This window comes from Vibrio ishigakensis (genome assembly GCF_024347675.1).
Classification (GTDB): Bacteria; Pseudomonadota; Gammaproteobacteria; order Enterobacterales; family Vibrionaceae; genus Vibrio; species Vibrio ishigakensis.
The window spans coordinates 334,091-357,216 of sequence record NZ_AP024882.1 but is presented as its reverse complement, the minus strand read 5'-3'; the positions used below and the strand labels follow the sequence as shown (position 1 = coordinate 357,216).

Sequence of the window (23,126 nt, the reverse complement as noted above, 5' to 3'; positions counted from 1 at the left end):
GCCCTTTTTTTATTAGTTGTATTGAGTGTCCAATATTAGTTGAGAATGGTATAACCACGCTCTTTCATGCAGTTTCTCATTACTTGGTCTTTCTGATTATCGTAATTTTGCACTGCGGCTTGCTTCTCTGCAGAGCTTCCTAATACCCCGGTTACCAGACCGATCCCTGCGCCGATTTCAGCCCCTTTTGTACCAGAACCACCGGTAATAGCACCCGCGCCTGCACCGAGCGCTGCAGCTCTTCCCATGTGCCTTACCGTCGTTCTGCCAGTGCCCTGTGTTTGTTGCATCTGAACCTGGTCGCTCAGCTGTTCGCATTGATACATATCGGCGCTGTATTTCTCTTGGTCGAGGCCCTTGGTATCGATGATAAGGTTTTGCGCAAGTGCGCTCGGTGCGAGGATTACGCCCATGAGCAGTGTCAGTGTTAGCTTTTTCATTTCTTTACCTGTTGTGTGAGTAACTAACGGTAGAGTAAGGGAATTCAGAAGCTAGGTAATAAGGTGTCACTAAAGCTTAGATAATAGTTTTTCAATGAATAAATTGCTTATCAAACAGGCTATCTTTCAGATAAAACGTAGATAAAATAAATATAAAATTGCAGTGTAACTCATTGAATATATTGAGTTAGATAAAGAGTAGCGTAGCTTTAGGCTCAGCTGATAACAAACCTTCCGCCCTCCCATAAACTTCTCCCCACTTTTAAGCAACCGAGCAAACGGGAGAAGAGATGTCAGCTTCAACGTGCCTATATAAATCAGCGACCTTCGAAAGCCTTTCATATTACGTTGGCGCTGTAGATCAGAGTAACACCTTCAACAATGAGCAGGACTATTACCTTAGTAATCAGGCCTTCATTGATTCAAGTGCAGAGCTCAATGATGAGTCTGTATTGTCGAATCGCTATGACGATGAATTTGATTCACATAGCTACATAGAAGATGTTGCGTTGGACTCTCTCCAAGACGAATTTACTGAACTTCACGAAGACAAAAACTGGAAGGACTACCTTTCAGACGAGCTGAAATTGGCGCTGCAAAAACTAGATAGCGTGAGCCTGGATGTCATCTTTCATCGCTGGTTGACCCATGAAAAAGAGAGCATTCAATCCCTGTCAAAAAAACACAATCTAGATGCTGAATTTATTCATGAGATTGAGGTTCGTACTCTCGAGAAATTAAGAAATTTATTAGGGCATGTCCCGTTAACAAACCTGGCTTAAACAACATTAATATTTATTGGTATTGAAATGAAAAACACACTTAAATTTATGCCACTTGCTTTGTTAATTAGTGGAAATGTATATGCAGACTCATTGAGTGAGGTATATAACCTAGCAAAGCAAAACGATCCGCAATTACTTCAAGCAGCCGCACAGCGTGATAGTGCGTTTGAGGCAATTAATTCGACTCGTAGCGACTTGCTACCTCAAATTGACCTAACTGCAGGCTACAACTATCAAGACACTGACCGCCATGAAGCTGACGGTAGCAATACGGATGTCAGCCTCGGTCTGTATCAATCTATCTATGATCGAAGCAGCTGGGTAGCACTGAGTATTTCTGAGAAAAATGCTCGTCAGGTTGATGCGAGTTATGCTGCAACGCAACAGGCGGTGATTTATCAGGTAACTGAAGCCTACTTTAACGTTCTGCGTGCCAGTGATGACCTTGAGTTTGTGCGCGCTGAGAAGGCGGCGGTCGCGAAGCAACTGCATCAAACCGAGCAGATGTTCGAGGTTGGTACGGCGCCGATCACAGATGTGCAAGATGCCAAAGCTCAGTATGACAGTGTGTTAGCTCAAGAGATCCAAGCGGTAAATAACCTAGAGAACCAATATGAAGAGTTGCGAGCCATAACGGGTCAGCAGGTATCAGACCTTTCTGTGTTGGACATAGAGAGATTCTCTACTTCCATGCCTTATCTATCGGCGACTGAGTTGGTTCAGCAGGCAAGCAAAGAGAACTTACAACTTCTGGCAGGTCGCATCCAAAAGGACATTGCCAAGGAGCAGATCACCTTAGCGGACGCGGGCCACTTGCCGACCATCTCCCTTACTTCAGGTTACAGCTATCAAAAGAACTATGACATGCCCAATGACCCAGTGACTGGTCAAAAAATGGATGATGACGAGAACCTATTTAATCTGGGTATCAGTATCGATCTTCCGGTCTATTCCGGTGGCCGTGTTACTTCTGAAGGCAAACAAGCTGAGTTTCAATACATAGTCGCGAGTCAGGAGTTGGAAGAGACCTTTCGAGACGTTCAAAAGAACGTTAGGGCATATAACAACAACATCCGTTCTTCCATTGGTTCCATTGATGCATACAAGCAGTCCGTGGTTTCGGCTAAATCAGCGCTTACTGCAACCGAGCAAGGCTTTGCTGTTGGCACCCGCACCATTGTTGACGTTTTAGACAGCACTCAAAACCTATACCAAGCGGAGAAGAATCTATCGGATGCGCGCTATCAATACATCTTGTCTCAGATTCAGCTCAAGCAAGTGCTGGGTACACTGAGCGAGCAAGATATCTTTGATATCGATTCGGGTTTGATTACAACAGCTGGAGTTCAAGATGCAGATTAATACTCATAACGTAGACTTGTCGCCGAAGCTGCGCTCAATAATTCAAGAAGAACATATGTATCTTTATCGCTTCAATGTTTTCATCCTGCTACTGAAATGCGATATCGAGGTCTTGGATGCGGCACAAGATACCTATCAGGTGACGCTTACTTTGTATCTGCAAGACCAGACCTTCAAAATAGTCAGCTGTGATTGGGAGCTTGAAGATGCTATTGAAGAAGCGTTTTTGAGCCTTCAGGAGAAAATGATGAGGCATAAAGCCAAGTTGCGCTTAGGATTCATTAGAGAGAAGTTGGATCGATTTTGGATGTTATTTAATCCGACCAGCCCAAAAATGGTGAAACGAGTTAGATACTATTAATAGAAAAACCGAGCCCAATTGGACTCGGTTTTGTGTTTAGTATGCCATGCTACGGATATCACCTGTGATGATCTCTGCAGGTATGCTGTGCTCTTTAATGATGTTGTGACAAAGCATACCGTGTCGACGTGGGGGCTTGGCTCCGAGATAGTCGCCATAATCCCAGCGGGTTATGTCGTTGTACCCGTCTTGGAGCTGTTGTCTTGCCGTTGGCAAGCTATCCAGAGGCTTCCCATCCTCTGAAATATCCAGTGGAAACTGCATATCTTTCCCATAATCCGGAGCCACAAAGCACTTTACAGCTGTTCCAGCTGGCAGAGCGAGCTGTAATTTAATCTTCAGGTTTTTGCATGCAAACTGCATCTCATCTACTGAGAGCTCAGGGTTGATAAAGGCTGCTCTAACGCCTTTACGGTGAAAGGACATACCCAAGAATTCAAGGGTACCACAAGCGATCTCAGAAGCAGTGTAACAGGCTGCGATAGCATCCATGCGATCTTCAAGCCCAACAATATAAAGAGCCAATTCGTTTCTTTTAATTTTCATTATTATTCCTAGTTTTGACGTTGCTAGTTGGAATTCTAGGGCGTGCCCCCAAGCGGAAGGGGAGAGCTAGGGGGCACTATCGGTGTCAATCCAATCTTTCATTAACACACTAATATTTAAGGCGGTATTTTTTCATCACCCTTTTGGGGGATGACGTACTGCTGATTTACAACACCTTGATATTCGTCAAGTTTCAAACTTGAATAGCGTAATGATAAGGCGCAATTTTATGCCAAAGTCAGAGCAGGAATATTCAATCTTTAGTGCGATATTTCCCCTAATCTTTACTTAACAAGGTTTGATGGAATTAGCAGAATGAGCAGAGCGCAATCTATAGCACTAGTTACTGGTGCCAATCGAGGATTAGGCAAAGAAACCGCATCGCAGCTGGCGAGTCTTGGTTATAAGGTGGTGGTCGCTGCCCGCTCCAAAGAGAGTGCGGAGCAAACAGTTCTAGAGCTTGGTGATAAGAATCTATTTCCAGTGGAACTTGATGTAACCAGTGAAACGAGTATTCAGGCTTTAGCTAAGCAAATAGATACCGAGTTCGGTCGTTTAGATGTACTGGTGAACAATGCTGCGATTCATTACGACACATGGCAGAGTGCAATTAGTGCGGATATGGATATTGTTCGAGAGGCGATGGAGACCAATGTTTATGGTGCTTGGCATATGGTTCAGGCTTTTCTTCTTCTTCTAAAAAATAATGAACATGGCCGTATCGTGAATGTGAGTAGTGGTGCCGGAGCGCTCAGCGCGATGAGTGGCAATACCCCAGCATATAGTTTGTCCAAGGTCTCTCTTAATGCGCTTACCCTGATGCTCGCTTCTCAACTGAAGGGAGATAATATTCTGGTGAATTCGGTTTGTCCGGGCTGGGTAGCAACGGATATGGGAGGTTCAGGTGGTAGACCAGTAGAAGAGGGTGCTAAAGGCATCGTCTGGGCGGCAACCTTGCCACAAGATGGACCGACAGGTGGCTTTTTTCGGGATGGCAAAGCTATCGACTTCTAACAAAAGAGGCACGCTATTACGTGCCTCACTGTTTTTACAAGCCTTTAATAACCTTTAAAGAACAGTTGGTTACCCGTGTCTGCACACTGGTTTTGATAAGCCTTTCTGGCTTGCTCTTGCTGTTCTTCTGTCATCCCTGAAAGATATGCCCGCTCTGAATCCACCAGTTTGGAGTACTTGTAGCTACGCTCGCTAACTAGGTAGTTTCTAAACGCGGTACGAGACTCTATGGATGCTCCGTGCACCCCAGATACGTTGGCACAGAACAGCAATTGTTCGTTGCTAATATCGTTAAGCACAGAGGCAGAAGCGATTGGGCTAAGGGCGCACGCGATAACCACTGCGACCAGTTGTTTTACTCTTTTCATAACTTACTCAAACATCAATATGATATAGGCGATAAACAGGATTAGGTGGGTAGCACCGTTTAACGAGTTGGTACGACCGCTACTAAAGCTCACGCTTGCCACTAATAAGGTTGTTCCAAGTAGCACCATTTCAGCGGGTTCCAATCCTAATATAAGTGGCTGGTTAATAATGTTAGAAATAAGTAAAACCGCAGGTACTGTTAGGGCTATGGTAGCGAGCACAGAACCAAAGAAAAGATTCATCGCGCGCTGTAGTTGATTGTTGAGGGCTGCCTTTAGCGCTCCTACTGCCTCTGGTGCAAGGATCAAGATAGCTACGATTAGGCCGCCCAATGCTGGTGGAGCTCCAAATAGGTTCACCGTGGCATCGATTGGAATAGCTAGGCTCTTAGCTAGCAGAATTACCACACCTAGATAACCTACCAGCATCAGTGAGTGATAAAGGTTACTGCGAATAGGGCCGTGAAACTCCTCTTCGTCCTCGTTATCTTCATCAATAAAGAAGTGGGTATGACTGCGAGTTTGAATAAACAGAAACAGGCCATACAAAACCACAGACGCAAACACTAGAGTCACTAGCATGGCCATTGACATAGAGCCTGACGCATCGACGCTGGTAAAGTTTGGCAATACCAAACACAGCAATGCCAGAGGCACAATTGCGACTAGGTAAGACTTGATACCATCAAGATTGTACTTTTGGGTGTGGTATTTGAGCCCGCCCACAAGCAGTGTGATACCTACTAGGCCATTCATTACCGTCATGACCACAGCAAACATGGTGTCTCGAGCCAGCATAGGGTTTTCATCACCGGTTAGCATGACAGAAGAGATCATCACCACTTCAAGCAAGATCACCGATAGAGTCAGGATCAAGGTGCCGTAAGGGTCGCCTAGGTTGATCGCCAGTGCATCTGAGTGTCTTACCACGGCGAAGATAGCCTTCATGACCACTGCAAATAGAACTAGGGTTAGCAAAATACCGACAGGTGATCCCATATTACCTAGTAGTATCCCGTCACCAAAGCCTTTGAATAAGATAACGGTGAACACGCCGATAAGAAGTACCAGCTCGTTCTTAACAATTTTCATCATGGAAGTGCGTCTCCTTCTACAGGTGTGTTGGCTTTGTAATGTTCAGGGCTGACGCCGACTAACTGAGGTAGGGTGACGCCCATCGAGATAGATGACCAGGTACCGGAAACGATGCCCACCACTAGGGCGATGGCAAAGCCTTCTAGCGCCGCACCACCAAGGAGCCATAGGCTTGAAACGGTTACCAATGTCGTACCTGAGGTCACTAAGGTACGAGAAAATGTCGCTCTTACCGCTTGGTTGATCAGCTCGTCTGCTTTGTCTCTTGGCTTGGCTTTGAACAGCTCACGCGCTCTATCTGCAATGATGATGGAGTCGTTGAGCGAGTATCCCAGCACCGCGAGCACTGCCGCCAAGATGGTGAGGTTAAACTCCATCTGGATCAGAGAGAACAGGCCGAGTACCAAAACCACATCGTGTAATAACGCTACCAAGGCACCTAGGGCGAATCGCCATTCAAATCGGTAGCTAAGGTAGAGCATGGTGAGGAGCAAACAGACTAAGATAGCTAACCCGCCTTGCTCTACCATCTCTTGGCCTACCTGAGGGCCGATGATGCTACTGCTTATCATCTGATAGCTTGCGTCTAGGGACTCCAGCGTCTCGGGAAGAGAAACGTTAGTATCGTATGTTGGGTTGTAGCGGATCTCCCATAGTCCTGGGGCTGTGGAGCCGTTTACAGAAACCTCTTGGCCTATGCTCTGATCAAGATGCAACTTGATCTCCGCTTGGGAGAGTGATTGCTCTAGCCTTACCTCGGCAACTACACCGCCAGTGAAATCCAGTCCCCAATTGAACCCCTTGAGGGTGATGACCATCAGGGACAGGGCGAATAACAGTGCTGAGACAAATGACATTCCCAGCCGAGTTCGAGTGAGTTGAAGGTTCGAAATGTTCATTATTACACCCTTACATTGCGTCTCTTGTCTTGGCCCCAGATGAGATTAATCAGGGCTCTTGAGAGAAATATTCCAGTAAACATGCTGGTGAGAAGGCCGAAGCCTAGAGTCACAGCAAAACCTTGAATAGGGCCGTTACCCAGCGTATACAGGGCGATGGCTACTATCATGGTGGTTAGGTTGGCATCGAAAATAGAGCTGAATGCGCTTTGGAAGCCTCGATCGATACTCTGAGCAAAGGAGCGTCCTTCTTTCATCATGTCTCGGATGCGCTCGAAGATAAGCACATTGGTATCCACCGCCATACCCACGGTCAGTACCATGCCGGCGATTCCTGGTAGGGTGAGCACGGCTCCGGGCAACAAAGCAATCAATCCAAACAGGCACACCATGTTGGCAAGAAGCGCTAGGTTGGCCACCAGTCCAAGTTTTCTGTACCAGATAGAGATAAACACCAGCGTCAAACCGAGCCCCAAGGCCAAGGCTGCAAATCCGTTCTTAACGTTCTCTGCCCCGAGAGTTGGGCCTATGGTGCGTTCTTCTACAATTGAGATAGGCGCTGTGAGTGAGCCTGCTCGAAGCAGAAGTGCTAGCTCTTGTGCATCTTGCATACTGCCCACACCCGTGATGCGAAAGCGGTTGCCCAGAGGCGACTGTATAGTAGCTATGCTGATCACTTCGCTACTTTGCTGAGTTGCGCCATTTTCATCTTGGCTGTACTCGCTATATAGGGTTGCCATCGGCTGACCAATATTGCTGCGGGTAAAGTCACTCATCTTGCGACCGCCATTGGCATCAAGGGAGATGTTGACCTCTGGTGAGCCCATATCACCGATACCTGCTCGAGCATCTATGATGTGTTCACCGTCCAAAATAGCGCGGCGTGCCAGTTGCACTGGGCGACCATGCTGGTCTGGCACAGTTAGGGTTTGTCTGATGTTGCCGTTTGACATGGCATGAAATGCTAGGGACGAGGTGGCACCGATTACATCTTTAGCCGCAGCAGGGTCTTGAACACCTGGTAGCTCAATACGGATACGATTTTCGCCCTGACGCTGCACTACCGCTTCAGTAATCCCTAACTCACCAATACGACTGCGCAGGATCTGAATGTTCTGCGATAGGGTCAGGTTTCTCAGGGTGCTCTTTTCTGAATCAGGCAGACTCAAGGTGATCATATTGTCGCGAACTCGGCTGTCCCACTGCGCGAACTGAGTGCGAAGCAAAGAGCGGGCTTTGAGCATATCCTGGCTGCGCGGCAAGGTTATCTGAACAGTCTCATCTTGGATGCGAGCTCGTCCTGCACCAATGGCCTTAGTGATCTCATCGACTGCCATTTGACGATGCGCTTGATAGACAGGCTCCATATCTACATCCAGCAAGAACTGAACACCACCTCTTAGGTCGAGCCCGAGAGTTATAGGAGAGAAACCCGCTTTGAGCAGCCACTTAGGCGCGGCTGGCTCCATGGCAAGGGCGACAGTGTTACTGCTATCAAGCTGCTCTTTTAAAAGCGCTTGAGCTTCTAATTGTTGCTCAGGGTTAGCTAGGGTAATGACGGTTTGAGTGCCCGTCTGGGTAATACTAGATACCTGAATATTGTGATTGTTAAAAAAGCTCTGAATATCAGAGGCATAAGTGATGTTTTGCCTATGGTTAATGTGTAAAGCAGCCTTCTCACCAAATACAGATGGCAGGGCGCTGAGTGTCATCACCAACAGACTGATGATTAGGACGATATATTTCCATTTGGCATAGCGATTGATTGGTCGCGGCGCGGGTCTTTTCAAAACCTAAATCTCATAAAAAAGCTAGATACGCCTACCTCTTCCAAGCCAAATTTTGCGCTTGAATCACGCTCTTAAGGCGAGCGGGTGCGCATCATTCTTGGCAAAGAATCATGTAGGAATGAACTGAATTAAGAGAGTGGTTGTGGTTTTCCGTGTATGTGCGAATACAACAGGTTGGACTCTTTCCAGCCTGATATCCGCGACGAATGAGCGGTTAATTGATTGGTCCAATGCAGCTGCTGAGCCACTGGTCGTTTGGGTTGCATCGCCAGTTCTAGTAGTGGCGGCGGGTTAAAAGCGACCAGCAGATGATAAGTAGGCTCGACCCCTTGGGTGGCACACCTGTCTATGCTGGTGATCCTGCGTTGGATAGAGATAAAGTAGTGAGAGCTATGGTTGGTTAGGCTTGAGCCTTCCTCGTTCTCTGGAATGCCCAGTTCACCAGCTCCGTTGCTTAGCTCATTTTGAACAAGAGTGTTTTCAGCAAGCACGTCCTGGACAAGCACGTCTTGAGCGGGCTCATCGGCCAAATACAAGTGCTTTGTAACCACACTGTTGGTTAGATGAGGCAGAGCAGAGCAGAACTTCTCATTATCTAACGGGTACAGCCCAGCACTCACGGTGTGAGTAAACATAAGCAGTAGCAAAAGTAGCTTGTACCAGTGTTTCAAGATAATAGCGTCTCAACTTAATACTCAATCCTTGAGAGTTAGGTCTTCCATGAGAGCGAGCTAATCATATCAGGTCGCTGTTAATTGAAAACTAAAGAAAAATAAAAATCGCAGTTTTTATACCCAAAGTAATTGGAGTTGCAGGTAGGCGGCAAGTGAGCGAAGCCCCTGAGCATAGGTAAACTATGTGATGGGCGGGGCCGGCCTTCCGGGAGCGAGCGCCAGCCAACACCCTTGCAACTTCAAGTAAGAAGGGTATCTTTATTATTCGGCTAGATATTTGATGGCTAGAGCTTCACCAGATCCTTTGCTAAATCCTGTGCCTTCGCCCTGTAAACCCCAAGTTCCTTCGACTACCGAGCGCACAATAATGGCGTCAGCACCAAGCTTAGAAGCTTGACCCTGCATATTGGCAATGATGTCGGCGCTGCTGCGCTTTGCGAAGATGGTTTGTCCGGTGGTAGTAGTGATCAGTCCCAGCTCTTGATAGTTCTGCGAGCTTGGCTCTGAGTAAAGAACTTGCACAGAAGATGCTGGCGCAGTTTGCACAACATTAGTTTGGGTGCAACCGGTGAGTGCAGTGGCAAACACAAGTGAGCCGATAAGTTTGGTCTTGGTTGAAAGCGTCATTGTTAGTCCTCGATTGAGCCTTGAGGTCCTTTTCGTCAATCAACTTCCCAGTCGCGGGCTAGCTTACCAGAGTCTAGATAATTGAATAGGTCATTAGGCGACATTTGATATCTGTGGCTTATGGTTGGTACCTGAAAGTAAATAATTCATTTAATTCAGTAGGTTATAAAAATAGAGTAGTTGCTCTTTTGTGATCTGTTTCACGTATTTTTGTGCGGTTAAAGTTAAAATGCGTGTCGTTGCATATTCATTTATTCAATTGATGAATGTGTAAATTCGGGAATGGCCAAACCTGTCGTGAGATAGGGACGGAAAGCTGCGGGTCTCTGGCAAGGAGCTAGAGATAGCCGGGTTGCAAATTAAATGAATAATTTAACCCGCCAAACCTATTGCGAGGTAGGGACGGAAAGCCACGGGTCTCAAACTAGCCAATTGAGATAGCCGGGTTGCAGAATATGGAAATTCCAATAAATGAAATTAAAACTATTGTCAGCGCTAGTGGCCACATCAGTTTCTGCTATCTCTTTTTCCACCTCGGCAGCGACTAATATTTCTGTAAACGTTAAGGATGATTCAGCCTCTGTACAGTTTGTTGATTACAACCATATGTACAAGATTGCTTTCGGCGGGGCTGACAACGTACGACTTGTCTCTCAAGAGTTCTTTGAACTATTCCGTCAAGACAGTCTCAAGAAACACACAATTCCTGTGATTCTTGAAGCTGTTTTATTTGATAAAGGTTGGTCTAAAGAGCACGGTGTAGAAGGCGTGACTCTGAAAGGCTTAACCGACACCTCTTTTACCCTAGCTTTCAAAAACGCGAATACAGGTATTGAAGATACCGTTGTCTTTTATGGCAGTGATGTCACCGCGCTCTTAGATGGTGGTATGGGTGGCATTGTTAGCTCTAATATCAACATTAAAGACAATAAAACTCGCCTCGCAGTGTTTAATCCGACTAAAGACAAATCTTCAATCTGGATCGGTGGAGGTAAGAGCGACTCAGTTAAGCGTGTATCCCAGCAGTTTGCTGATATTACTGGTGGTTCCAAGATCCAAGGTTACGAAGTTAAGCCTTTGCTCGAAGCACTGTTGTTCCCTAAAAAGGGACAAGCCGGGATTGAAGGCGTTACCTTACTTGGCTTGAATAAAAACAGCTTCTTGGTTGCAATAAACGAAGGTGAGGGCCGTTATGAGCGTATCCTGTTTAAGGGTGACTATGTAGCGGATGTGATTGCAAAAGTGACCGGCTCAGAAACTGGCTCAGGTAGCATTCTTGATACTGGAGATGGTCAGAGCAAATTTGCCATTTGGAACACAGATGAGCGTAACAGCATCTTTATCTCTGGTGGAAATCCAGCCCTAAAAGGCATGTTTGGCCATAAGTTGGAGCTGCACAAAAATGGTAATGAGTTGAAAACACTTATCACCAAAGTGATGTCCAAAGACGGTATTGATGGCGTGACTGTAGTTGGTTTGAGTTCGGATAGCATCACCTTGAAGATCAAAGCAAAGGGTTCAACTATGGATACGCTTATGATTACAGGTAATGACGTTGCAATGGCTTTATCAGGAACGCCTAGTTAAGTTATTTGAAATTTACTAAATAAAAAGCCGATATTTTAAATATCGGCTTTATTAATCAAGGACACAAGCACTCGCTAGTATTTCCTTTACACGATAATTCAATTAATGGTTCTGCCAGATGCTTTCTAACACTTATTGAAATATAACATTCTTCTTGAGATAAAGCATTGTCTTGAATAAATGATTTCTGATTGTTTTCATATTTACACCGATATTTACCATCGGGGGAATTCGCGTCTTTGTTTTTTGCTAAGCCTTTATCGAGTAGTCCAATAGCATGGCAATATTCACCACCATCCATCTGACCATTAGTCAAAAGAAGATCTACTCCTGGACTAAATCTTAAGTACTCTTCGCTACCATTCTTATAGACTCTATCATCTATGTTCTTGATTGCTTGGGCATTTTGAACAGCCTCTTGAACCCTGCCAGCTATGGTTTCAAGGGTGGCGATACGAGAATCTACCGAATAGTTGAGAAATCTCGGCAATGCAACAACCGCTAGTGTACCGAGAACAACGAGCACTACGATTAACTCTATTAATGTAAAGCCAAAAGTTCTTTTGGTTTTATTATTTTTATCTATCATATCCGTATGAGAAAAATTGTATGGGATGATTAACGCGAGAATTATATATAATTTTTATATAACATGTGAGCTTATATTTGTGAGCTTGATTAGAAAATAACTCATCTTCTTATCTTTTGCTTATATATAAGAAACAATTCTTCTATGAAACTTTAGTGCTGCGTTATAGAAGTAGACACCTGTGTTCTTCATTTAATGTATTTGTGCAGATCCTGCATAAGTGATGTTCCAGCTATCTGGTTTTTCCAAAAAAACCTCTCCCTATAATGCCCCTCATTCGCTGATGCGACCTAAACAACTTTATGAGGGCATGAACCATGACCACCAAATACAAAAATGCAGTGCTTGATGACCAAGCCTTGATTACTGGCCTTAAATCTATCAACCCGGTATGGGGTGATATGACCGTCCGTGTTGCGGGAGAAGCTTGGGGTATGCCCCTTATCGACCAGAAGACTAAGGCGTTGATCTCTATTGCCATCGACCAGATGGCAGTGAACGTAACAGGTGAGGGCAACCCATTTGGTGCGCATGTGGATATGGCTCTTAAACAAGGTGCCACCTACGAAGAGATTGAAGAGCTTATCGTATTTGCATCTACCTACACCGGCTTTAACAAGGGCGCGACCACTATGGGTGCACTGAACAAGATTCGTCACGAGCGAGGTGATATCTAATGGCTATTCCAGGACTAAAGAAACCCGATCACATTGGATTTACGGTTCCAAACCTAGATGAGGCGATTGCCTTCTTCCGTGACCACTTTGATTTTGAATTGGCGTACGAGTTCGGTCCGTTTGCATCTGACGATAACTGGATGGCTGATCATTTGAATGTGAATCCGCGTGCTGAAATCACCAAGATTGCGGTGATGAGCGCTCGAGGTATCAACCTAGAGATCTTTGAATACGCAGATACGGCTCCGCGTAATAAGCAGGCGCCTAATAATGCTGATATTGGCGGTCATCATATGGCGTTTTATGTTGACGATATTGATGTGGCGGTGAGCTACCTGAAAGAGCAAGGCATTCAAGTGTTGGGCGAACCAACCGTGATGACCGATGGCCTGACTGAAGGTGAGTCTTGGGTGTACTTTATGGCGCCTTGGGGCATGCAGCTTGAGTTGGTTTCTTATCCAAACGGTAAGGCCTACGCTCGCGAATCTAACGTAGCCTTGTTTGACCCACGATGAACTTACTCTTTATTGGCCTGATTGTGGCCGCAGGCATGGGGCTCTCCTTTGAGGCGGGCCTACTTGGCCCTCTGGGAGAGCAAGTTGGTCATCTTTGGGCGACTTTAAGCATCTTTGGCGTAGGTACCGCACTGTTATGGCTTATTCGATTGTTTACCCCACACGCAACATTCACAGATTGGCAAAATATCTCTAAATGGCAACTGATTGGGGGCCTACTTGGGCCTATCTATGTGGTGGTATTGACGCTTTCTACTCCAATTCTTGGGGTTGCGATGACCATGATCTGTGTGCTGTTTGGGCAGATCACCAAGAGCTTTGCTATCGATTACTTTGGCTGGTTTGGCATGCCTAAACAGGCGCCTAATCCCTTGCGCACATTAGGGCTAGGCTTCATCGCTCTAGCTTTATTATTCGTTTATCTAGGAGCGCAATAATGCTCATTGTTATCTTGCTTGCCATCGCCTCAGGTATGGCGCTAAGCGCGCAAGCGGCAATTAACGGTCGTTTGGGGGCTAAGGTTGGCGTTATTGAGAGCTCTTTGTTGACCTTTGGTGTTGGCACCGTTGTGACCGCACTTTTGATCTTCTTTTTTGAACCAAGCTATGAAGCCAACTTGCTTAGCGTGCCTAAGTGGCAACTAGTGGGCGCGCTGTTTGGCATCGTCTATATGCTAGTGATGGTGGCGGCAGTCCCAAGAGTGGGTGTTGCAGTTGCGACCGTGGCGACGATCTTGGGTCAGATGAGCATGAGCCTAGTCATCGACACTCAGGGCTGGCTTGGAAATAGCCCAATTGAGCTGAACTACTGGCGAGTGGCAGCAATGGTCTGCATCACTTTGGCACTGGCTTGTATCTATTTTGCAAATAAACCTTTAACTCAGGAGTCGCCTTGTGCAGAACCCAGCTAGAACCCTAATGGTCTTCTTCAATCTAAAACCTGAAACTCAAGAATCAGACTACCTTAATTGGGCAAAACAGATTGACCTACCGACGGTTAATCAACTCAAGAGTGTTTCATCTTTCGAGGTATTTAAGGGGCTGAGTCTGCTAGGACAAGAAACCGCTTCTCCGTGGCAATATTTCGAGGTCATTCAGATAGAGTCTGAGGCCGCGTTCTTGGAGGATATCCAGTCTCCTGAGATGCAGAAGGTGATAGAGCAGTTCCAAGCCTTTACTCAAGATGCGCATTTTGTGAGTACCCAAAATATCCTTTCTAATTAATATCAAGACAAGCTTCGGCTTGTCTTTTTTTATGCGCGGCTATTAAGCTTGATTAGTAGAACATAGGTCAGTGGAGAGACTTGGTGAATTACGATGTAACCCTCTTAGAGATAAAGCTTTTTTTGATGACGACTCAGTTCGGTAACTTTTCTGAGGTGGCGAGACGACAGGACATGACCCCCTCTTCAGTATCGAGAAAGATGGCTCAGCTCGAAGAGAAAGTAGGCACTAAGCTGCTACATCGTCACACCCGTTCTATTTCCCTCACCGACGAAGGAGCAGCCTTTGCTAAGCAGTGTTCTGAGATCATTGAGCAATATGAGCTGGTGGTTGAACGTATCGAGCAACGTGCTGACACCGCGAGGGGCACCATAAAGATAAGTGCGCCGGTGGCCTTTGGGCGGTTGCACATTGCTCCTTATCTTTCTGAACTTTTAGAACAATACCCGCTAATCAAAGTAGAGCTACATCAGACCGATAACTTTGTTGATCCCGCAGCTGAGTCTATCGATCTTATGATCCGTATTGGCGTGCCTCAGGATTCTTCATTGCGTATGAAGCGCTTTGGTGAGCAAAACTATGTGATGGCAGCCAGCCCTGATTATTTAAAAAGCTATGGTGAGCCAAAGACGCCACAAGATTTAGATATGCATAACTGTCTGGTTTTTAAGGGAATGAAAGGCTTGCAACGTTGGTTCTTGGGTAAAGACAAACTAGAGCCATTCGAGGTTTCGGGGTCTTTATACAGCAACAACGCGGAGAGTCTGGTCGCAGGAGCGGTGGGCGGCTCTGGCATTGTGGTTTTTCCAACCTGGCTGATTGGGGAGGAGTTGAGAGCAGGGATGCTTAAACCAATCCTAACCGACTATAAGGTTTCAACCAGTTCCGAGGCACAGTCTATTAATGCTCTGTATCTGGAGACCGACAACCTAGCTGCCAAGGTGCGTGTGGTGATTGACTTCTTGGCGAAAAAATACGGCTCTCCATGTTATTGGGATGCCGTTTAGACGTTATTGCTCAAACTCTAAAACTGTAGAACGCGAATGGTTCAGAAAAATCAGGCTAAGGTTAAAGGCGTCACTATCAAAACTGGGAACGCGTCATGGTTCGACAATTTTCTCTGGCTGGGGCAATTTGTGCCCTAGTAGTTTCTTGCTCTGCATTTGCTTCCGCCCCTGATTTGCAGTCAGCTACCCCCGTCATCTATCTTGCCGATAACCTTGAAGAAAAAGACAACCTAGGTTGGTGTATCGATACCGATGGAAGAGGGTTCTCTGAACTGCTTCAGGCGCACTCATGTAAACCTGCTGCAGAGGAGCCTCTAGATACGCAATTTCGCTACATAATCGAGAGTGGGCAGATACGTTCTGTGCCCTATGCCAATAAGTGCATGACGTTAAGCGACCCTGAAAACTCAACTCACCCATTTGGCCTACTTGATTGTGTCCAAGGGCAAAAGAGTCAGCAGTTTGTATACGATGCCGACTCAATGGAGATCCGCATTCATAGCGACCAGTCCAAATGCGTGCTTGTTGCGGACGAAGCGATAATTGCGGGTCCTTATATGTCTCGTGACCTAATCTTCGCTGACTGCAATGAAGCTGAAGTCGTTAAGAAACAGTGGATCATTAAAAACTATCGCCTTTAAATTTAGTTCAGGTTGTTAGAGCACTGCTTCACAGGCTTCTGCCACCCAAGCTGGCGACTCTTTATTGCTTCCATTGAGCTCCAAGATCATAGGGACAACATGCTCCCAAGCTTTGTGCGCCTCGATATAAGCTGGGCGAGATTCTAGTCGAGCTAGCCAAGCGATGATATTGGGATAGTGAGACAGTATTTCTTGATAATTAGGGTCGATCTTTAGGGCAACCAGGTCGGACACATAAAGGATGTCGGCAGCACTAGGGGCGTTACCAGTAAGATACAGTTTGCCCTCTAGCATAGATTCCAAGTTTCTGAACATCTGGAGCAAGGCTTCAAGCTTGGCTTCAATCTCAGCTTCCGCTGGCTTATCAAAACCAAGATAGACAGGCATCAATAGAGCTGGCAGGAAGTAATCAAGGGTAAGCGTCTTTCTAAGGTTAGTGTGATACCAAGAAAGATACTTGTTAATCACCGCCTTAGATTGAATGTCATTACCAAACCATTGCTCGCTCACGCCGTGCAGGTCGGTGAGGTAGTTCATGATGGCGCTGGCCTCAGAAAGACAAAACGCTCCGTGTTTCATTGCAGGTACCTGATGCAGTGGATTTACCTTTAGAAACTCTGCAGAAACATGCTCGCCTCGCGTTAACCAAACATATTCAATAGAAACATGGATATTCGCTTCAAGACAAAGCCAGTGAACAGCGCGGCTTGGTTCAGAGGTTGGGTCATGGTAAATCACAGGTGGGGTCATGCTTTGTTCTCTTTTCATGGAAATTTGGTAGCTCCAATCAGAATACAACTATATGAAATCAAATGGCTAAAACAATGTAATCAAGGATTTCACTAATGCTTATTTTTGACTGATTGAATATAAGTAGAATTGCACACTATTTAACCTTAAGTGTGGTCTGGTAAATAGTATGCAGGCTGTTTTATATCGCAGGTGTAGACATTTTATTCGTCATTTATCGATTTTGACGTGTATCTCTTTTCCTTTATTTGCCTGCGCATCTGACATTTCAAATACGGTTTCTCACGGTGGTGAGCGTATTGCCAACGGTGGGTATTTTGAATTGGGTGCAACTGTTTATGGCTCGACTCAGTTTGATGTTAGACAACCCGATAATACCTATCAGCCAGCTTTGCTGATCAGCGGTATCTATCAATATCATGGGTTGTTTGCTGAGATGGTTCATCAATCCCAAGATGGCATCAATTTGGGTTATAACGCTTGGAACTCAGAGAATTGGTCGCTCGATTTTATATTCGCGAATTTTCAAAGCTTGTGGGAGTTACAAGATGACGTTGATCTGACGGGTTACACAGAAGCGCAGCGTGACAACTATTTGAGTAATCGCGGTAATACCTTTATTGGCGGCGGAATTCGAGCAACACGCTATTGGGCTGATCATTATGTTTTCCAGTTTAGGTTGGTGGGCGACTATTACGATGATAATGGTATTCAAAGCTCCCTGCGCCTGGGGAAATCGTGGCAGGTTAGAAACTGGAATCTGTATGCCTTGGGTAGCGTTAATTACGCGTCCGACAAGCTCGTTCAGTCAATGTATGCGGTGAGTGCCGAAGAAGCGACTTCTCGCTTCCCGCAATATAAGCCCCATAGTGCTCTCAACTATGGATTGGAACTAGGGGCGGCCTATCCCATCACTAATAACGTCGTATTCCGTGCTCTCTATCGTTTTAATCTTTTGTCCGATGAGATAACTGACAGCCCATTTAATCAATCTGGGCATGTATCTTCGTTTATGACTTCAGTTAGTTATGTCTTTTAGGGGAGTGAGATGAAAAAGCTACTAGTCACTCCCTTATTTGGCCTTGTTTTCTATGCCTTCCCCTCTCATGCGCAGGAGCAAGGTGTTCAATTGACTGTGACTCCTGAGCAGTGTGTCGCCCTTCATAAGGGGCAAACCTGTTATCAGGAAGTCTTGTTTGAATGGAAAACGCCTAAAGACGGTCGCTTCTGCTTGATAAATGATGGAACAAAGCAGCAATTGGTGTGTTGGAAAGGCGACTATGCGGAGCAATACAGGTATAGCTTTCGAGGCCAAAAAACCACGCATTTCAGCCTAGTCCCTCTAGGCAAGGAGCAACCTTTAGCAGAGGTGAAGGTGGTGGTTACTTGGGTATATAAAGCGCCAAAACAGAGTCAGTCCGGTTGGAGGTTATTTTAATGTCGACACAAGCTCATATTTTGATTGTTGAGGACGACGTCTCTCTTGCTGAGTGGATCGGGGATTACTTGCTTGATCACGGCTTTAGTATCACGGTCGCAAGCCAAGGGGACTATGCCCTTGAGATGATCCAAGAAGAGCAGCCGGATCTAGTGCTATTGGATGTTATGTTGCCGGTTAAAGATGGTTTTGATGTTTGTGCTCAGGCGCGAGATTTTTACTCGGGGCCCATTATATTTATGACCGCTTGTGTTGAAGATGGTGATGAGATTAAGGGGCTAGAAGTAGGCGCAGATGACTATTTAACCAAACCTGTTCGCCCCAAGGTGATGCTCGCACATATCAAGGCCTTGCTTCGCCGAGTGTCTGATGAACAAACCAAACAGCAGTTGAAGTTTGAAGACTTGCTACTCAATGCTACTGCCAAGGCTGTAACAATCCGAGATACAGAGATAGACCTAAACTCGAACGAGTTTGATGTTCTTTGGCGCCTAGCTAGTCAAGCCGGAGAGATCGTTGCTCGCACGGACTTGATCGCAGAGTTGCGGGGTATCGAATACGATGGCTTTGATCGCTCCATCGACAATCGCATTGCCCGAGTGAGAAAGAAGCTTCAAGAGGCGCCAGAGCAACCATACAAGATTAAAACCATACGCGGTAAAGGCTATCTGTTTTGCCGTGAAGAGCCGTCGATAGAGCACTAACATGCGAAAGCTTATTCTCTCCCTAGTGTTTGTGGTTCTTGTTTCTATCGCTCTGTTGGGTTGGTCCATCAGTCAGATAGCCAGTGAACCATCAGATGGCCCAAATCTCAATGAGCGCATTGCGGCTCTACAACTGTTGGGCGTTGACCTTTCTAGGAGTTTAGATACAGACAGCCCTAGATTGCAGCTGTATCTGAAGAGGTGGAACAGCGTCAATTCAGAGAAGCTTTCAATTGCGGAGCTTGAGCGTTTCCCTTTACCTGAGCCTCTTTCTTCGGAATTTAAGAAGGATGCGTACCTCATGCTTGAGTCCGATGAGGGTATATCACTGCATTTTTTGATGCCTGAAACTCAAAAGGTTCTCAATATAACCACGTCGCTCCATTCAATCGATAGTCCCTATATTTCACGCAATACCCTGTTTACCTTGCTGTTTTACATAGGCTTAGTAGCCATATTACTGATCTGGGTAGCCCCTTTAATTAAGCAACTGCTAAATCTCAGTAAGACCACACACGATTTTGGTTTGGGAAGATTGGAGAAGAGAATCCCAGTAAGTAAGAGCTCCTACATTTTCAATATCGAGTCTGAGTTCAACCGCATGGCCGACAGAATTGCGCAACTGGTGGATGACAATAAGCTTCTTAGTCGCGCTGTCTCACATGACTTAAAAACTCCAATAGCACGTTTAAGGTTTGGTATTGAGGCACTGGAAGAGACGCAAAATCCAGAGTTGCAAGCAAAGTACTTCGCTCGTCTCAATCGAGACTTGGACAATATGGAGGAGCTGGTTTCTACCTTGCTTAGTTATGCTCGCCTTGATGAAGCGAACATCCAACCTAATCTAGAGCAGATAGAGCTAAATGCTTGGGTGAAAAGTCGTTTAGAGGCCTTTGGACAAACTGAACTGGATATAGACTTTGTTCCAAGCTCTGCCCCAGTGCTGGTGGAGAGCGACCCTATCTATTTGGCTATGCAGCTAGGTAACCTTCTTAGTAATGCAGAGCGTTTCGGCAAATCAAAGATACGCGTTAGCCTAGCCTCTGATGACAAGCATGTGGTGATCGTTGTTGAGGATGATGGTGAAGGAATCAAACAGAGTGAGGTTGAAAAGGTTATCCAACCCTTCGTACGCGGTTCTCAAAGTCGCGGGAACTCGGGACATGGCATGGGGCTTGCGATAGTAAACCGCATTGGCACTTGGATGGACTCCAAGCTTTCTATTCATAGTTCACCAAGCCTTGGCGGGGCCTGTATGCGACTCAAGATGAAACGACTCAAGAGTGATGAGTCGCCTATGCACGATGTAAAACGAAGAAACAGCCGCTGTGAGCTAGAGTCGAAAAAAATGTAATAGCCCTATGAAAGGTTATAAGAATATATACATTTACGACCCAGTGACAAAATACACAGAAATGACTTAAGTACATCTCAATATATTTATCGTAGCGATAAAGATTCCTTTTATAGCTAATTTTCTTCAATTAAAATTACTGCAAGGGATTGATTTTAATAGGATTGTTTGAGGATTATAAAAAATTGAATTCTTTCTGGTTGTTTTTTAATTTGTAAGACTTCAAATTTCATCACACAATTAAAATATAATACTACAAATAATGTTGGCTATGGATATTATCCTCTCGTTTATTAACGAATGTGAGAATACCAAAGTGGAACTCAATACCCTTATCGTTGCTGTCTATTTCCTATTTCTAATTGCAATAGGATGGATGTTCCGTAGTTTTACCAGCACAACCAGTGATTACTTCCGAGGCGGCGGTAACATGTTGTGGTGGATGGTGGGTGCAACTGCGTTCATGACTCAGTTCAGTGCTTGGACATTTACTGGTGCCGCAGGTAAAGCGTATTCAGATGGTTTTGCTGTGGCTATGATTTTTGTAGCTAATGCTTTTGGCTATCTAATGAATTACCTGTACTTCGCACCAAAGTTTCGCCAGCTACGTGTAGTGACACCTATAGACGCTATCCGCATGCGTTTTGGCTCCAAAAACGAACAAGTGTTTACATGGTCTTCTATGCCGAACAGTGTGATATCTGCAGGTATTTGGCTAAATGGTCTAGCTATTATCGCTTCCGGTATCTTTGGATTTGATATGGAGACAACCATTTGGTTAACAGGGCTAGTAGTGCTGATCATGTCTGTGAGTGGCGGTTCTTGGGCAGTTATTGCCTCTGATTTCATGCAGATGGTCATCATTATGGCAGTAACCGTAACTTGTGCAGTTATTGCCGTGGTACATGGTGGAGGTGTTTCAAATATCATTAACGACTTCCCTGTGGAGGAAGGCGCTTCATTCATTTCAGGTAATAACCTTAACTACATCAGCGTTTTTGGTATCTGGGCATTTTGTATCTTCATGAAACAGTTCAGCATCACTAACAACATGCTGAACTCATATCGTTACTTAGCAGCAAAAGACTCTAAGAATGCCAAGAAGGCGGCTTTATTGGCTTGTGTGCTCATGACGATTGGACCAGTAATTTGGTTTCTACCGTCTTGGTTCATTGCATCTCAAGGTGTAGACCTCGTAGCTCAATATCCAGATGCGGGTAATAAAGCTGGCGACTTTGCTTATCTATATTTCGTGGAAAAATACATGCCTGCAGGTATGGTTGGTCTGCTAATTGCCGCTATGTTTGCTGCAACTATGTCTTCTATGGATTCAGGTTTAAATCGCAATTCAGGCATATTTGTGATGAACTTTTATCAACCGATTCTTCGTCCTGCGGCCACTGAAAAAGAATTGATGGTAGTGTCAAAGTTGACCTCAGCATTCTTTGGTTTTGCGATTATATTTATTGCGCTGTTCATCAACTCCCTAAAAGGTTTAAGTCTTTTTGATACTATGATGTACGTAGGCGCACTTATCAGCTTCCCTATGACGATCCCAGCATTCTGTGGCTTCTTTATCAAGAAAACACCAGATTGGGCTGGCTGGGGAACATTACTCGTAGGCGGTATAGTTTCTTATATTGTTGGTTTCGTTATTACAGCAGATCACATCGAGTCATGGTTTGGTCTGAGTGAACTGACCAAGCGTGAATGGGCTGATATTAAAGTTGCATTAGGGCTAGTTGGTCACATGGTAATTACCGCTGGTTTCTTCTGCGCGACCACCATGTTCTTCAAGCCTCTGGAAGAGCAACGTCAAAAAGATGTAGATCAGTTCTTTGATAATCTAGCAACACCGCTTGTCAATGACTCAACTGATCAGAAAAAACTGGATAATAAACAACGAAAAATGTTGGGCTCTCTTATCGCCGTTTCAGGCGTCGGTGTGATGGCAATGTTTGTATTACCAAACCCTTTATGGGGCAGAATGACCTTCGTTTTGTGTGGAGCTATTGTTCTGAGTGTTGGCCTGCTGCTTGTTAAAGCAGTAGATGACTCAATAGAAAATACAATCAAAAAAGCCCGAGCAAATTGATCAGTAATCTAAACTGAAATTAGCGAAATTGCTTTTCAGTATTACAAGTTGGCTAATTAATCCCAGAAATAAAGGAGCTCAATTGAGCTCCTTTTCTTTGTCCTTAATAAGCAGATACTCTAGTTATCAAACTTAAGGTGATTAAGTATAAATTCAGTATCGTAGACTCGGTTCTGGTTGTGTTTTGGCTTAAGTTTCAGGCCAGTCACTTCTACTACAGAAGAGGTCTCTCTGCTCACGCTAGAGCTTCCAAACAACAGGTCATCGTCCTTAGTTGCTACACCAAATTGATTCACAGCGTCGCGATTGGTCATTTCATTGGTGTAGGTAAAGTATGGATAGCCTGCCTCATGGCAAAGTTCCGCGGCTTTTCGCATGATGTACTTGCGTGTTAAAGCGCGATCTGTGTTGTTGTTACCGACGAAGCTGATTTGCCAGCTATCTTGGGCAATCTGAGTCGTTTCAAAGCCTTTACCAAAGCTCCAAAAGCTCTTTTGGGTATCGTAAGGTGTCGCGCAAGCACTGAGCATCAAGGCCAATACCGTAATGGTTGTGATCTGTTTAATTGGGAGCACTGTTCTCTTC

At 45.3% G+C, this 23,126-nt stretch carries 28 protein-coding genes and 2 riboswitches; of the genes, 17 read left to right on the top strand and 11 right to left on the bottom strand.

Annotation, left to right across the window (positions count from 1 at the left end):
• Positions 1–35: 35 nt before the first annotated feature.
• A complete protein-coding gene (locus Pcarn_RS15505; RefSeq protein ID WP_261836826.1) occupies positions 36–440 on the bottom strand; it encodes a glycine zipper family protein in 405 nt (134 codons plus the stop codon).
• Between the two features lie 290 nt (positions 441–730).
• On the opposite strand from Pcarn_RS15505, the gene Pcarn_RS15500 reads away from it, so the two are divergent.
• Genes Pcarn_RS15500 through Pcarn_RS15490 form a run of 3 tightly spaced genes read left to right on the top strand, consistent with a single transcriptional unit; the run spans position 731 to position 2,948 of the window.
• Positions 731–1,222: a sigma factor-like helix-turn-helix DNA-binding protein gene (locus Pcarn_RS15500; RefSeq protein WP_261836825.1), complete on the top strand. Its 492-nt coding sequence runs from the start codon at positions 731–733 to the stop codon at positions 1,220–1,222.
• A 27-nt stretch (positions 1,223–1,249) separates the two neighbouring features.
• Entirely contained in the window at positions 1,250–2,587 is a 1,338-nt protein-coding gene (tolC, locus tag Pcarn_RS15495) for an outer membrane channel protein TolC (protein ID WP_261836824.1), read from the top strand.
• Positions 2,577–2,948 carry an HPF/RaiA family ribosome-associated protein gene (locus tag Pcarn_RS15490; RefSeq protein ID WP_261836823.1) on the top strand — a complete coding sequence of 124 codons (372 nt, stop codon included), beginning with the start codon at positions 2,577–2,579 and terminating at the stop codon, positions 2,946–2,948. The genes tolC and Pcarn_RS15490 overlap by 11 nt, the downstream gene beginning before the upstream one ends.
• A gap of 36 nt (positions 2,949–2,984) precedes the next feature.
• Here Pcarn_RS15490 and Pcarn_RS15485 read toward each other — a convergent pair whose 3' ends face one another.
• On the bottom strand, positions 2,985–3,494 hold the full coding sequence (locus tag Pcarn_RS15485; protein ID WP_261836822.1) for a hypothetical protein: 510 nt from the start codon (positions 3,492–3,494) through the stop codon (positions 2,985–2,987).
• Between the two features lie 315 nt (positions 3,495–3,809).
• Between Pcarn_RS15485 and Pcarn_RS15480 the strand changes: the two genes are divergently transcribed.
• Complete coding sequence (locus Pcarn_RS15480; RefSeq protein ID WP_261836821.1) at positions 3,810–4,508, top strand: SDR family oxidoreductase; 699 nt, start codon at positions 3,810–3,812, stop codon at positions 4,506–4,508.
• A 44-nt stretch (positions 4,509–4,552) separates the two neighbouring features.
• On the opposite strand, the gene Pcarn_RS15475 is transcribed toward Pcarn_RS15480, so the two are convergent.
• The 6 genes from Pcarn_RS15475 to Pcarn_RS15450 all read right to left on the bottom strand — a co-directional run bounded on the left by Pcarn_RS15475 (position 4,553) and on the right by Pcarn_RS15450 (position 9,961).
• Positions 4,553–4,876, bottom strand: coding sequence for a hypothetical protein (locus tag Pcarn_RS15475; protein WP_261836820.1), 324 nt, complete (start codon positions 4,874–4,876; stop codon positions 4,553–4,555).
• 3 nt (positions 4,877–4,879) lie between these two features.
• Positions 4,880–5,971, bottom strand: coding sequence for a calcium:proton antiporter (locus tag Pcarn_RS15470; RefSeq protein ID WP_261836819.1), 1,092 nt, complete (start codon positions 5,969–5,971; stop codon positions 4,880–4,882).
• Positions 5,968–6,870, bottom strand: coding sequence for a protein translocase subunit SecF (gene secF, locus Pcarn_RS15465; RefSeq protein WP_261836818.1), 903 nt, complete (start codon positions 6,868–6,870; stop codon positions 5,968–5,970). The genes Pcarn_RS15470 and secF overlap by 4 nt, the downstream gene beginning before the upstream one ends.
• 2 nt (positions 6,871–6,872) lie before the next feature.
• Entirely contained in the window at positions 6,873–8,660 is a 1,788-nt protein-coding gene (gene secD, locus Pcarn_RS15460) for a protein translocase subunit SecD (RefSeq protein ID WP_261836817.1), read from the bottom strand.
• A 128-nt stretch (positions 8,661–8,788) separates the two neighbouring features.
• Positions 8,789–9,295, bottom strand: a complete 507-nt coding sequence (locus Pcarn_RS15455) for a hypothetical protein (protein ID WP_261836816.1) — start codon at positions 9,293–9,295, stop codon at positions 8,789–8,791.
• Positions 9,296–9,595: 300 nt separating this feature from the next.
• Positions 9,596–9,961, bottom strand: a complete 366-nt coding sequence (locus Pcarn_RS15450; RefSeq protein ID WP_261836815.1) for a hypothetical protein — start codon at positions 9,959–9,961, stop codon at positions 9,596–9,598.
• A gap of 275 nt (positions 9,962–10,236) precedes the next feature.
• Positions 10,237–10,321: riboswitch (cyclic di-GMP riboswitch) on the top strand.
• A 9-nt stretch (positions 10,322–10,330) separates the two neighbouring features.
• Positions 10,331–10,415: riboswitch (cyclic di-GMP riboswitch) on the top strand.
• 17 nt (positions 10,416–10,432) lie between these two features.
• Between Pcarn_RS15450 and Pcarn_RS15445 the strand changes: the two genes are divergently transcribed.
• On the top strand, positions 10,433–11,548 hold the full coding sequence (locus tag Pcarn_RS15445; protein ID WP_261836814.1) for a hypothetical protein: 1,116 nt from the start codon (positions 10,433–10,435) through the stop codon (positions 11,546–11,548).
• A 55-nt stretch (positions 11,549–11,603) separates the two neighbouring features.
• Here the strand turns inward: Pcarn_RS15445 and Pcarn_RS15440 are convergent, their stop codons facing one another.
• The gene (locus Pcarn_RS15440; protein ID WP_261836813.1) at positions 11,604–12,137 is read right to left on the bottom strand and encodes a type II secretion system protein; all 534 of its coding nucleotides are present in this window, start codon (positions 12,135–12,137) and stop codon (positions 11,604–11,606) included.
• 317 nt (positions 12,138–12,454) lie between these two features.
• Between Pcarn_RS15440 and Pcarn_RS15435 the strand changes: the two genes are divergently transcribed.
• The 7 genes from Pcarn_RS15435 to Pcarn_RS15405 all read left to right on the top strand — a co-directional run bounded on the left by Pcarn_RS15435 (position 12,455) and on the right by Pcarn_RS15405 (position 16,200).
• Complete coding sequence (locus Pcarn_RS15435) at positions 12,455–12,814, top strand: carboxymuconolactone decarboxylase family protein (protein WP_261836812.1); 360 nt, start codon at positions 12,455–12,457, stop codon at positions 12,812–12,814.
• Positions 12,814–13,329, top strand: a complete 516-nt coding sequence (locus Pcarn_RS15430; protein WP_261836811.1) for a VOC family protein — start codon at positions 12,814–12,816, stop codon at positions 13,327–13,329. The genes Pcarn_RS15435 and Pcarn_RS15430 overlap by 1 nt, the downstream gene beginning before the upstream one ends.
• A complete protein-coding gene (locus tag Pcarn_RS15425; RefSeq protein WP_261836810.1) occupies positions 13,326–13,766 on the top strand; it encodes a DMT family transporter in 441 nt (146 codons plus the stop codon). Before Pcarn_RS15430 ends, Pcarn_RS15425 begins: the two co-directional genes overlap by 4 nt.
• The gene (locus Pcarn_RS15420; RefSeq protein WP_261836809.1) at positions 13,766–14,239 is read left to right on the top strand and encodes a DMT family transporter; all 474 of its coding nucleotides are present in this window, start codon (positions 13,766–13,768) and stop codon (positions 14,237–14,239) included. Before Pcarn_RS15425 ends, Pcarn_RS15420 begins: the two co-directional genes overlap by 1 nt.
• Positions 14,223–14,552 (top strand): hypothetical protein, encoded by a 330-nt coding sequence (locus Pcarn_RS15415; RefSeq protein WP_261836808.1) that lies wholly within the window; start codon positions 14,223–14,225, stop codon positions 14,550–14,552. The genes Pcarn_RS15420 and Pcarn_RS15415 overlap by 17 nt, the downstream gene beginning before the upstream one ends.
• Before the next feature lie 83 nt (positions 14,553–14,635).
• The gene (locus Pcarn_RS15410) at positions 14,636–15,559 is read left to right on the top strand and encodes a LysR family transcriptional regulator (RefSeq protein WP_261836807.1); all 924 of its coding nucleotides are present in this window, start codon (positions 14,636–14,638) and stop codon (positions 15,557–15,559) included.
• Between the two features lie 95 nt (positions 15,560–15,654).
• Positions 15,655–16,200, top strand: coding sequence for an RICIN domain-containing protein (locus tag Pcarn_RS15405; RefSeq protein WP_261836806.1), 546 nt, complete (start codon positions 15,655–15,657; stop codon positions 16,198–16,200).
• Between the two features lie 15 nt (positions 16,201–16,215).
• On the opposite strand, the gene Pcarn_RS15400 is transcribed toward Pcarn_RS15405, so the two are convergent.
• Positions 16,216–16,968 (bottom strand): glutathione S-transferase family protein, encoded by a 753-nt coding sequence (locus Pcarn_RS15400; protein WP_261836805.1) that lies wholly within the window; start codon positions 16,966–16,968, stop codon positions 16,216–16,218.
• Positions 16,969–17,119: 151 nt separating this feature from the next.
• On the opposite strand from Pcarn_RS15400, the gene Pcarn_RS15395 reads away from it, so the two are divergent.
• The 5 genes from Pcarn_RS15395 to Pcarn_RS15375 all read left to right on the top strand — a co-directional run bounded on the left by Pcarn_RS15395 (position 17,120) and on the right by Pcarn_RS15375 (position 22,541).
• A complete protein-coding gene (locus tag Pcarn_RS15395) occupies positions 17,120–17,989 on the top strand; it encodes a MipA/OmpV family protein (RefSeq protein ID WP_261836804.1) in 870 nt (289 codons plus the stop codon).
• 9 nt (positions 17,990–17,998) lie between these two features.
• Positions 17,999–18,388 carry a DUF3019 domain-containing protein gene (locus Pcarn_RS15390; RefSeq protein ID WP_261836803.1) on the top strand — a complete coding sequence of 130 codons (390 nt, stop codon included), beginning with the start codon at positions 17,999–18,001 and terminating at the stop codon, positions 18,386–18,388.
• On the top strand, positions 18,388–19,092 hold the full coding sequence (locus Pcarn_RS15385) for a response regulator (protein ID WP_261836802.1): 705 nt from the start codon (positions 18,388–18,390) through the stop codon (positions 19,090–19,092). Before Pcarn_RS15390 ends, Pcarn_RS15385 begins: the two co-directional genes overlap by 1 nt.
• A 1-nt stretch (position 19,093) precedes the next feature.
• Positions 19,094–20,446, top strand: coding sequence for an ATP-binding protein (locus tag Pcarn_RS15380; RefSeq protein WP_261836801.1), 1,353 nt, complete (start codon positions 19,094–19,096; stop codon positions 20,444–20,446).
• 316 nt (positions 20,447–20,762) lie between these two features.
• Positions 20,763–22,541: a sodium:solute symporter family transporter gene (locus tag Pcarn_RS15375; RefSeq protein ID WP_261837346.1), complete on the top strand. Its 1,779-nt coding sequence runs from the start codon at positions 20,763–20,765 to the stop codon at positions 22,539–22,541.
• 119 nt (positions 22,542–22,660) lie between these two features.
• On the opposite strand, the gene Pcarn_RS15370 is transcribed toward Pcarn_RS15375, so the two are convergent.
• Entirely contained in the window at positions 22,661–23,116 is a 456-nt protein-coding gene (locus tag Pcarn_RS15370) for a CC0125/CC1285 family lipoprotein (RefSeq protein WP_261836800.1), read from the bottom strand.
• Positions 23,117–23,126: the final 10 nt, after the last annotated feature.

Bases quoted from the DNA above. Each gene is read 5' to 3' on its own strand.
- Pcarn_RS15505 (WP_261836826.1), bottom strand. From the start codon at position 440: ATGAAAAAGCTAACACTGACACTGCTCATGGGCGTAATCCTCGCACCG.
- Pcarn_RS15500 (WP_261836825.1), top strand. From the start codon at position 731: ATGTCAGCTTCAACGTGCCTATATAAATCAGCGACCTTCGAAAGCCTT.
- tolC (WP_261836824.1), top strand. From the start codon at position 1,250: ATGAAAAACACACTTAAATTTATGCCACTTGCTTTGTTAATTAGTGGA.
- Pcarn_RS15490 (WP_261836823.1), top strand. From the start codon at position 2,577: ATGCAGATTAATACTCATAACGTAGACTTGTCGCCGAAGCTGCGCTCA.
- Pcarn_RS15485 (WP_261836822.1), bottom strand. From the start codon at position 3,494: ATGAAAATTAAAAGAAACGAATTGGCTCTTTATATTGTTGGGCTTGAA.
- Pcarn_RS15480 (WP_261836821.1), top strand. From the start codon at position 3,810: ATGAGCAGAGCGCAATCTATAGCACTAGTTACTGGTGCCAATCGAGGA.
- Pcarn_RS15475 (WP_261836820.1), bottom strand. From the start codon at position 4,876: ATGAAAAGAGTAAAACAACTGGTCGCAGTGGTTATCGCGTGCGCCCTT.
- Pcarn_RS15470 (WP_261836819.1), bottom strand. From the start codon at position 5,971: ATGATGAAAATTGTTAAGAACGAGCTGGTACTTCTTATCGGCGTGTTC.
- secF (WP_261836818.1), bottom strand. From the start codon at position 6,870: ATGAACATTTCGAACCTTCAACTCACTCGAACTCGGCTGGGAATGTCA.
- Pcarn_RS15455 (WP_261836816.1), bottom strand. From the start codon at position 9,295: ATGTTTACTCACACCGTGAGTGCTGGGCTGTACCCGTTAGATAATGAG.
- Pcarn_RS15450 (WP_261836815.1), bottom strand. From the start codon at position 9,961: ATGACGCTTTCAACCAAGACCAAACTTATCGGCTCACTTGTGTTTGCC.
- Pcarn_RS15445 (WP_261836814.1), top strand. From the start codon at position 10,433: ATGAAATTAAAACTATTGTCAGCGCTAGTGGCCACATCAGTTTCTGCT.
- Pcarn_RS15440 (WP_261836813.1), bottom strand. From the start codon at position 12,137: ATGATAGATAAAAATAATAAAACCAAAAGAACTTTTGGCTTTACATTA.
- Pcarn_RS15435 (WP_261836812.1), top strand. From the start codon at position 12,455: ATGACCACCAAATACAAAAATGCAGTGCTTGATGACCAAGCCTTGATT.
- Pcarn_RS15430 (WP_261836811.1), top strand. From the start codon at position 12,814: ATGGCTATTCCAGGACTAAAGAAACCCGATCACATTGGATTTACGGTT.
- Pcarn_RS15425 (WP_261836810.1), top strand. From the start codon at position 13,326: ATGAACTTACTCTTTATTGGCCTGATTGTGGCCGCAGGCATGGGGCTC.
- Pcarn_RS15420 (WP_261836809.1), top strand. From the start codon at position 13,766: ATGCTCATTGTTATCTTGCTTGCCATCGCCTCAGGTATGGCGCTAAGC.
- Pcarn_RS15405 (WP_261836806.1), top strand. From the start codon at position 15,655: ATGGTTCGACAATTTTCTCTGGCTGGGGCAATTTGTGCCCTAGTAGTT.
- Pcarn_RS15400 (WP_261836805.1), bottom strand. From the start codon at position 16,968: ATGAAAAGAGAACAAAGCATGACCCCACCTGTGATTTACCATGACCCA.
- Pcarn_RS15395 (WP_261836804.1), top strand. From the start codon at position 17,120: ATGCAGGCTGTTTTATATCGCAGGTGTAGACATTTTATTCGTCATTTA.
- Pcarn_RS15390 (WP_261836803.1), top strand. From the start codon at position 17,999: ATGAAAAAGCTACTAGTCACTCCCTTATTTGGCCTTGTTTTCTATGCC.
- Pcarn_RS15385 (WP_261836802.1), top strand. From the start codon at position 18,388: ATGTCGACACAAGCTCATATTTTGATTGTTGAGGACGACGTCTCTCTT.
- Pcarn_RS15380 (WP_261836801.1), top strand. From the start codon at position 19,094: ATGCGAAAGCTTATTCTCTCCCTAGTGTTTGTGGTTCTTGTTTCTATC.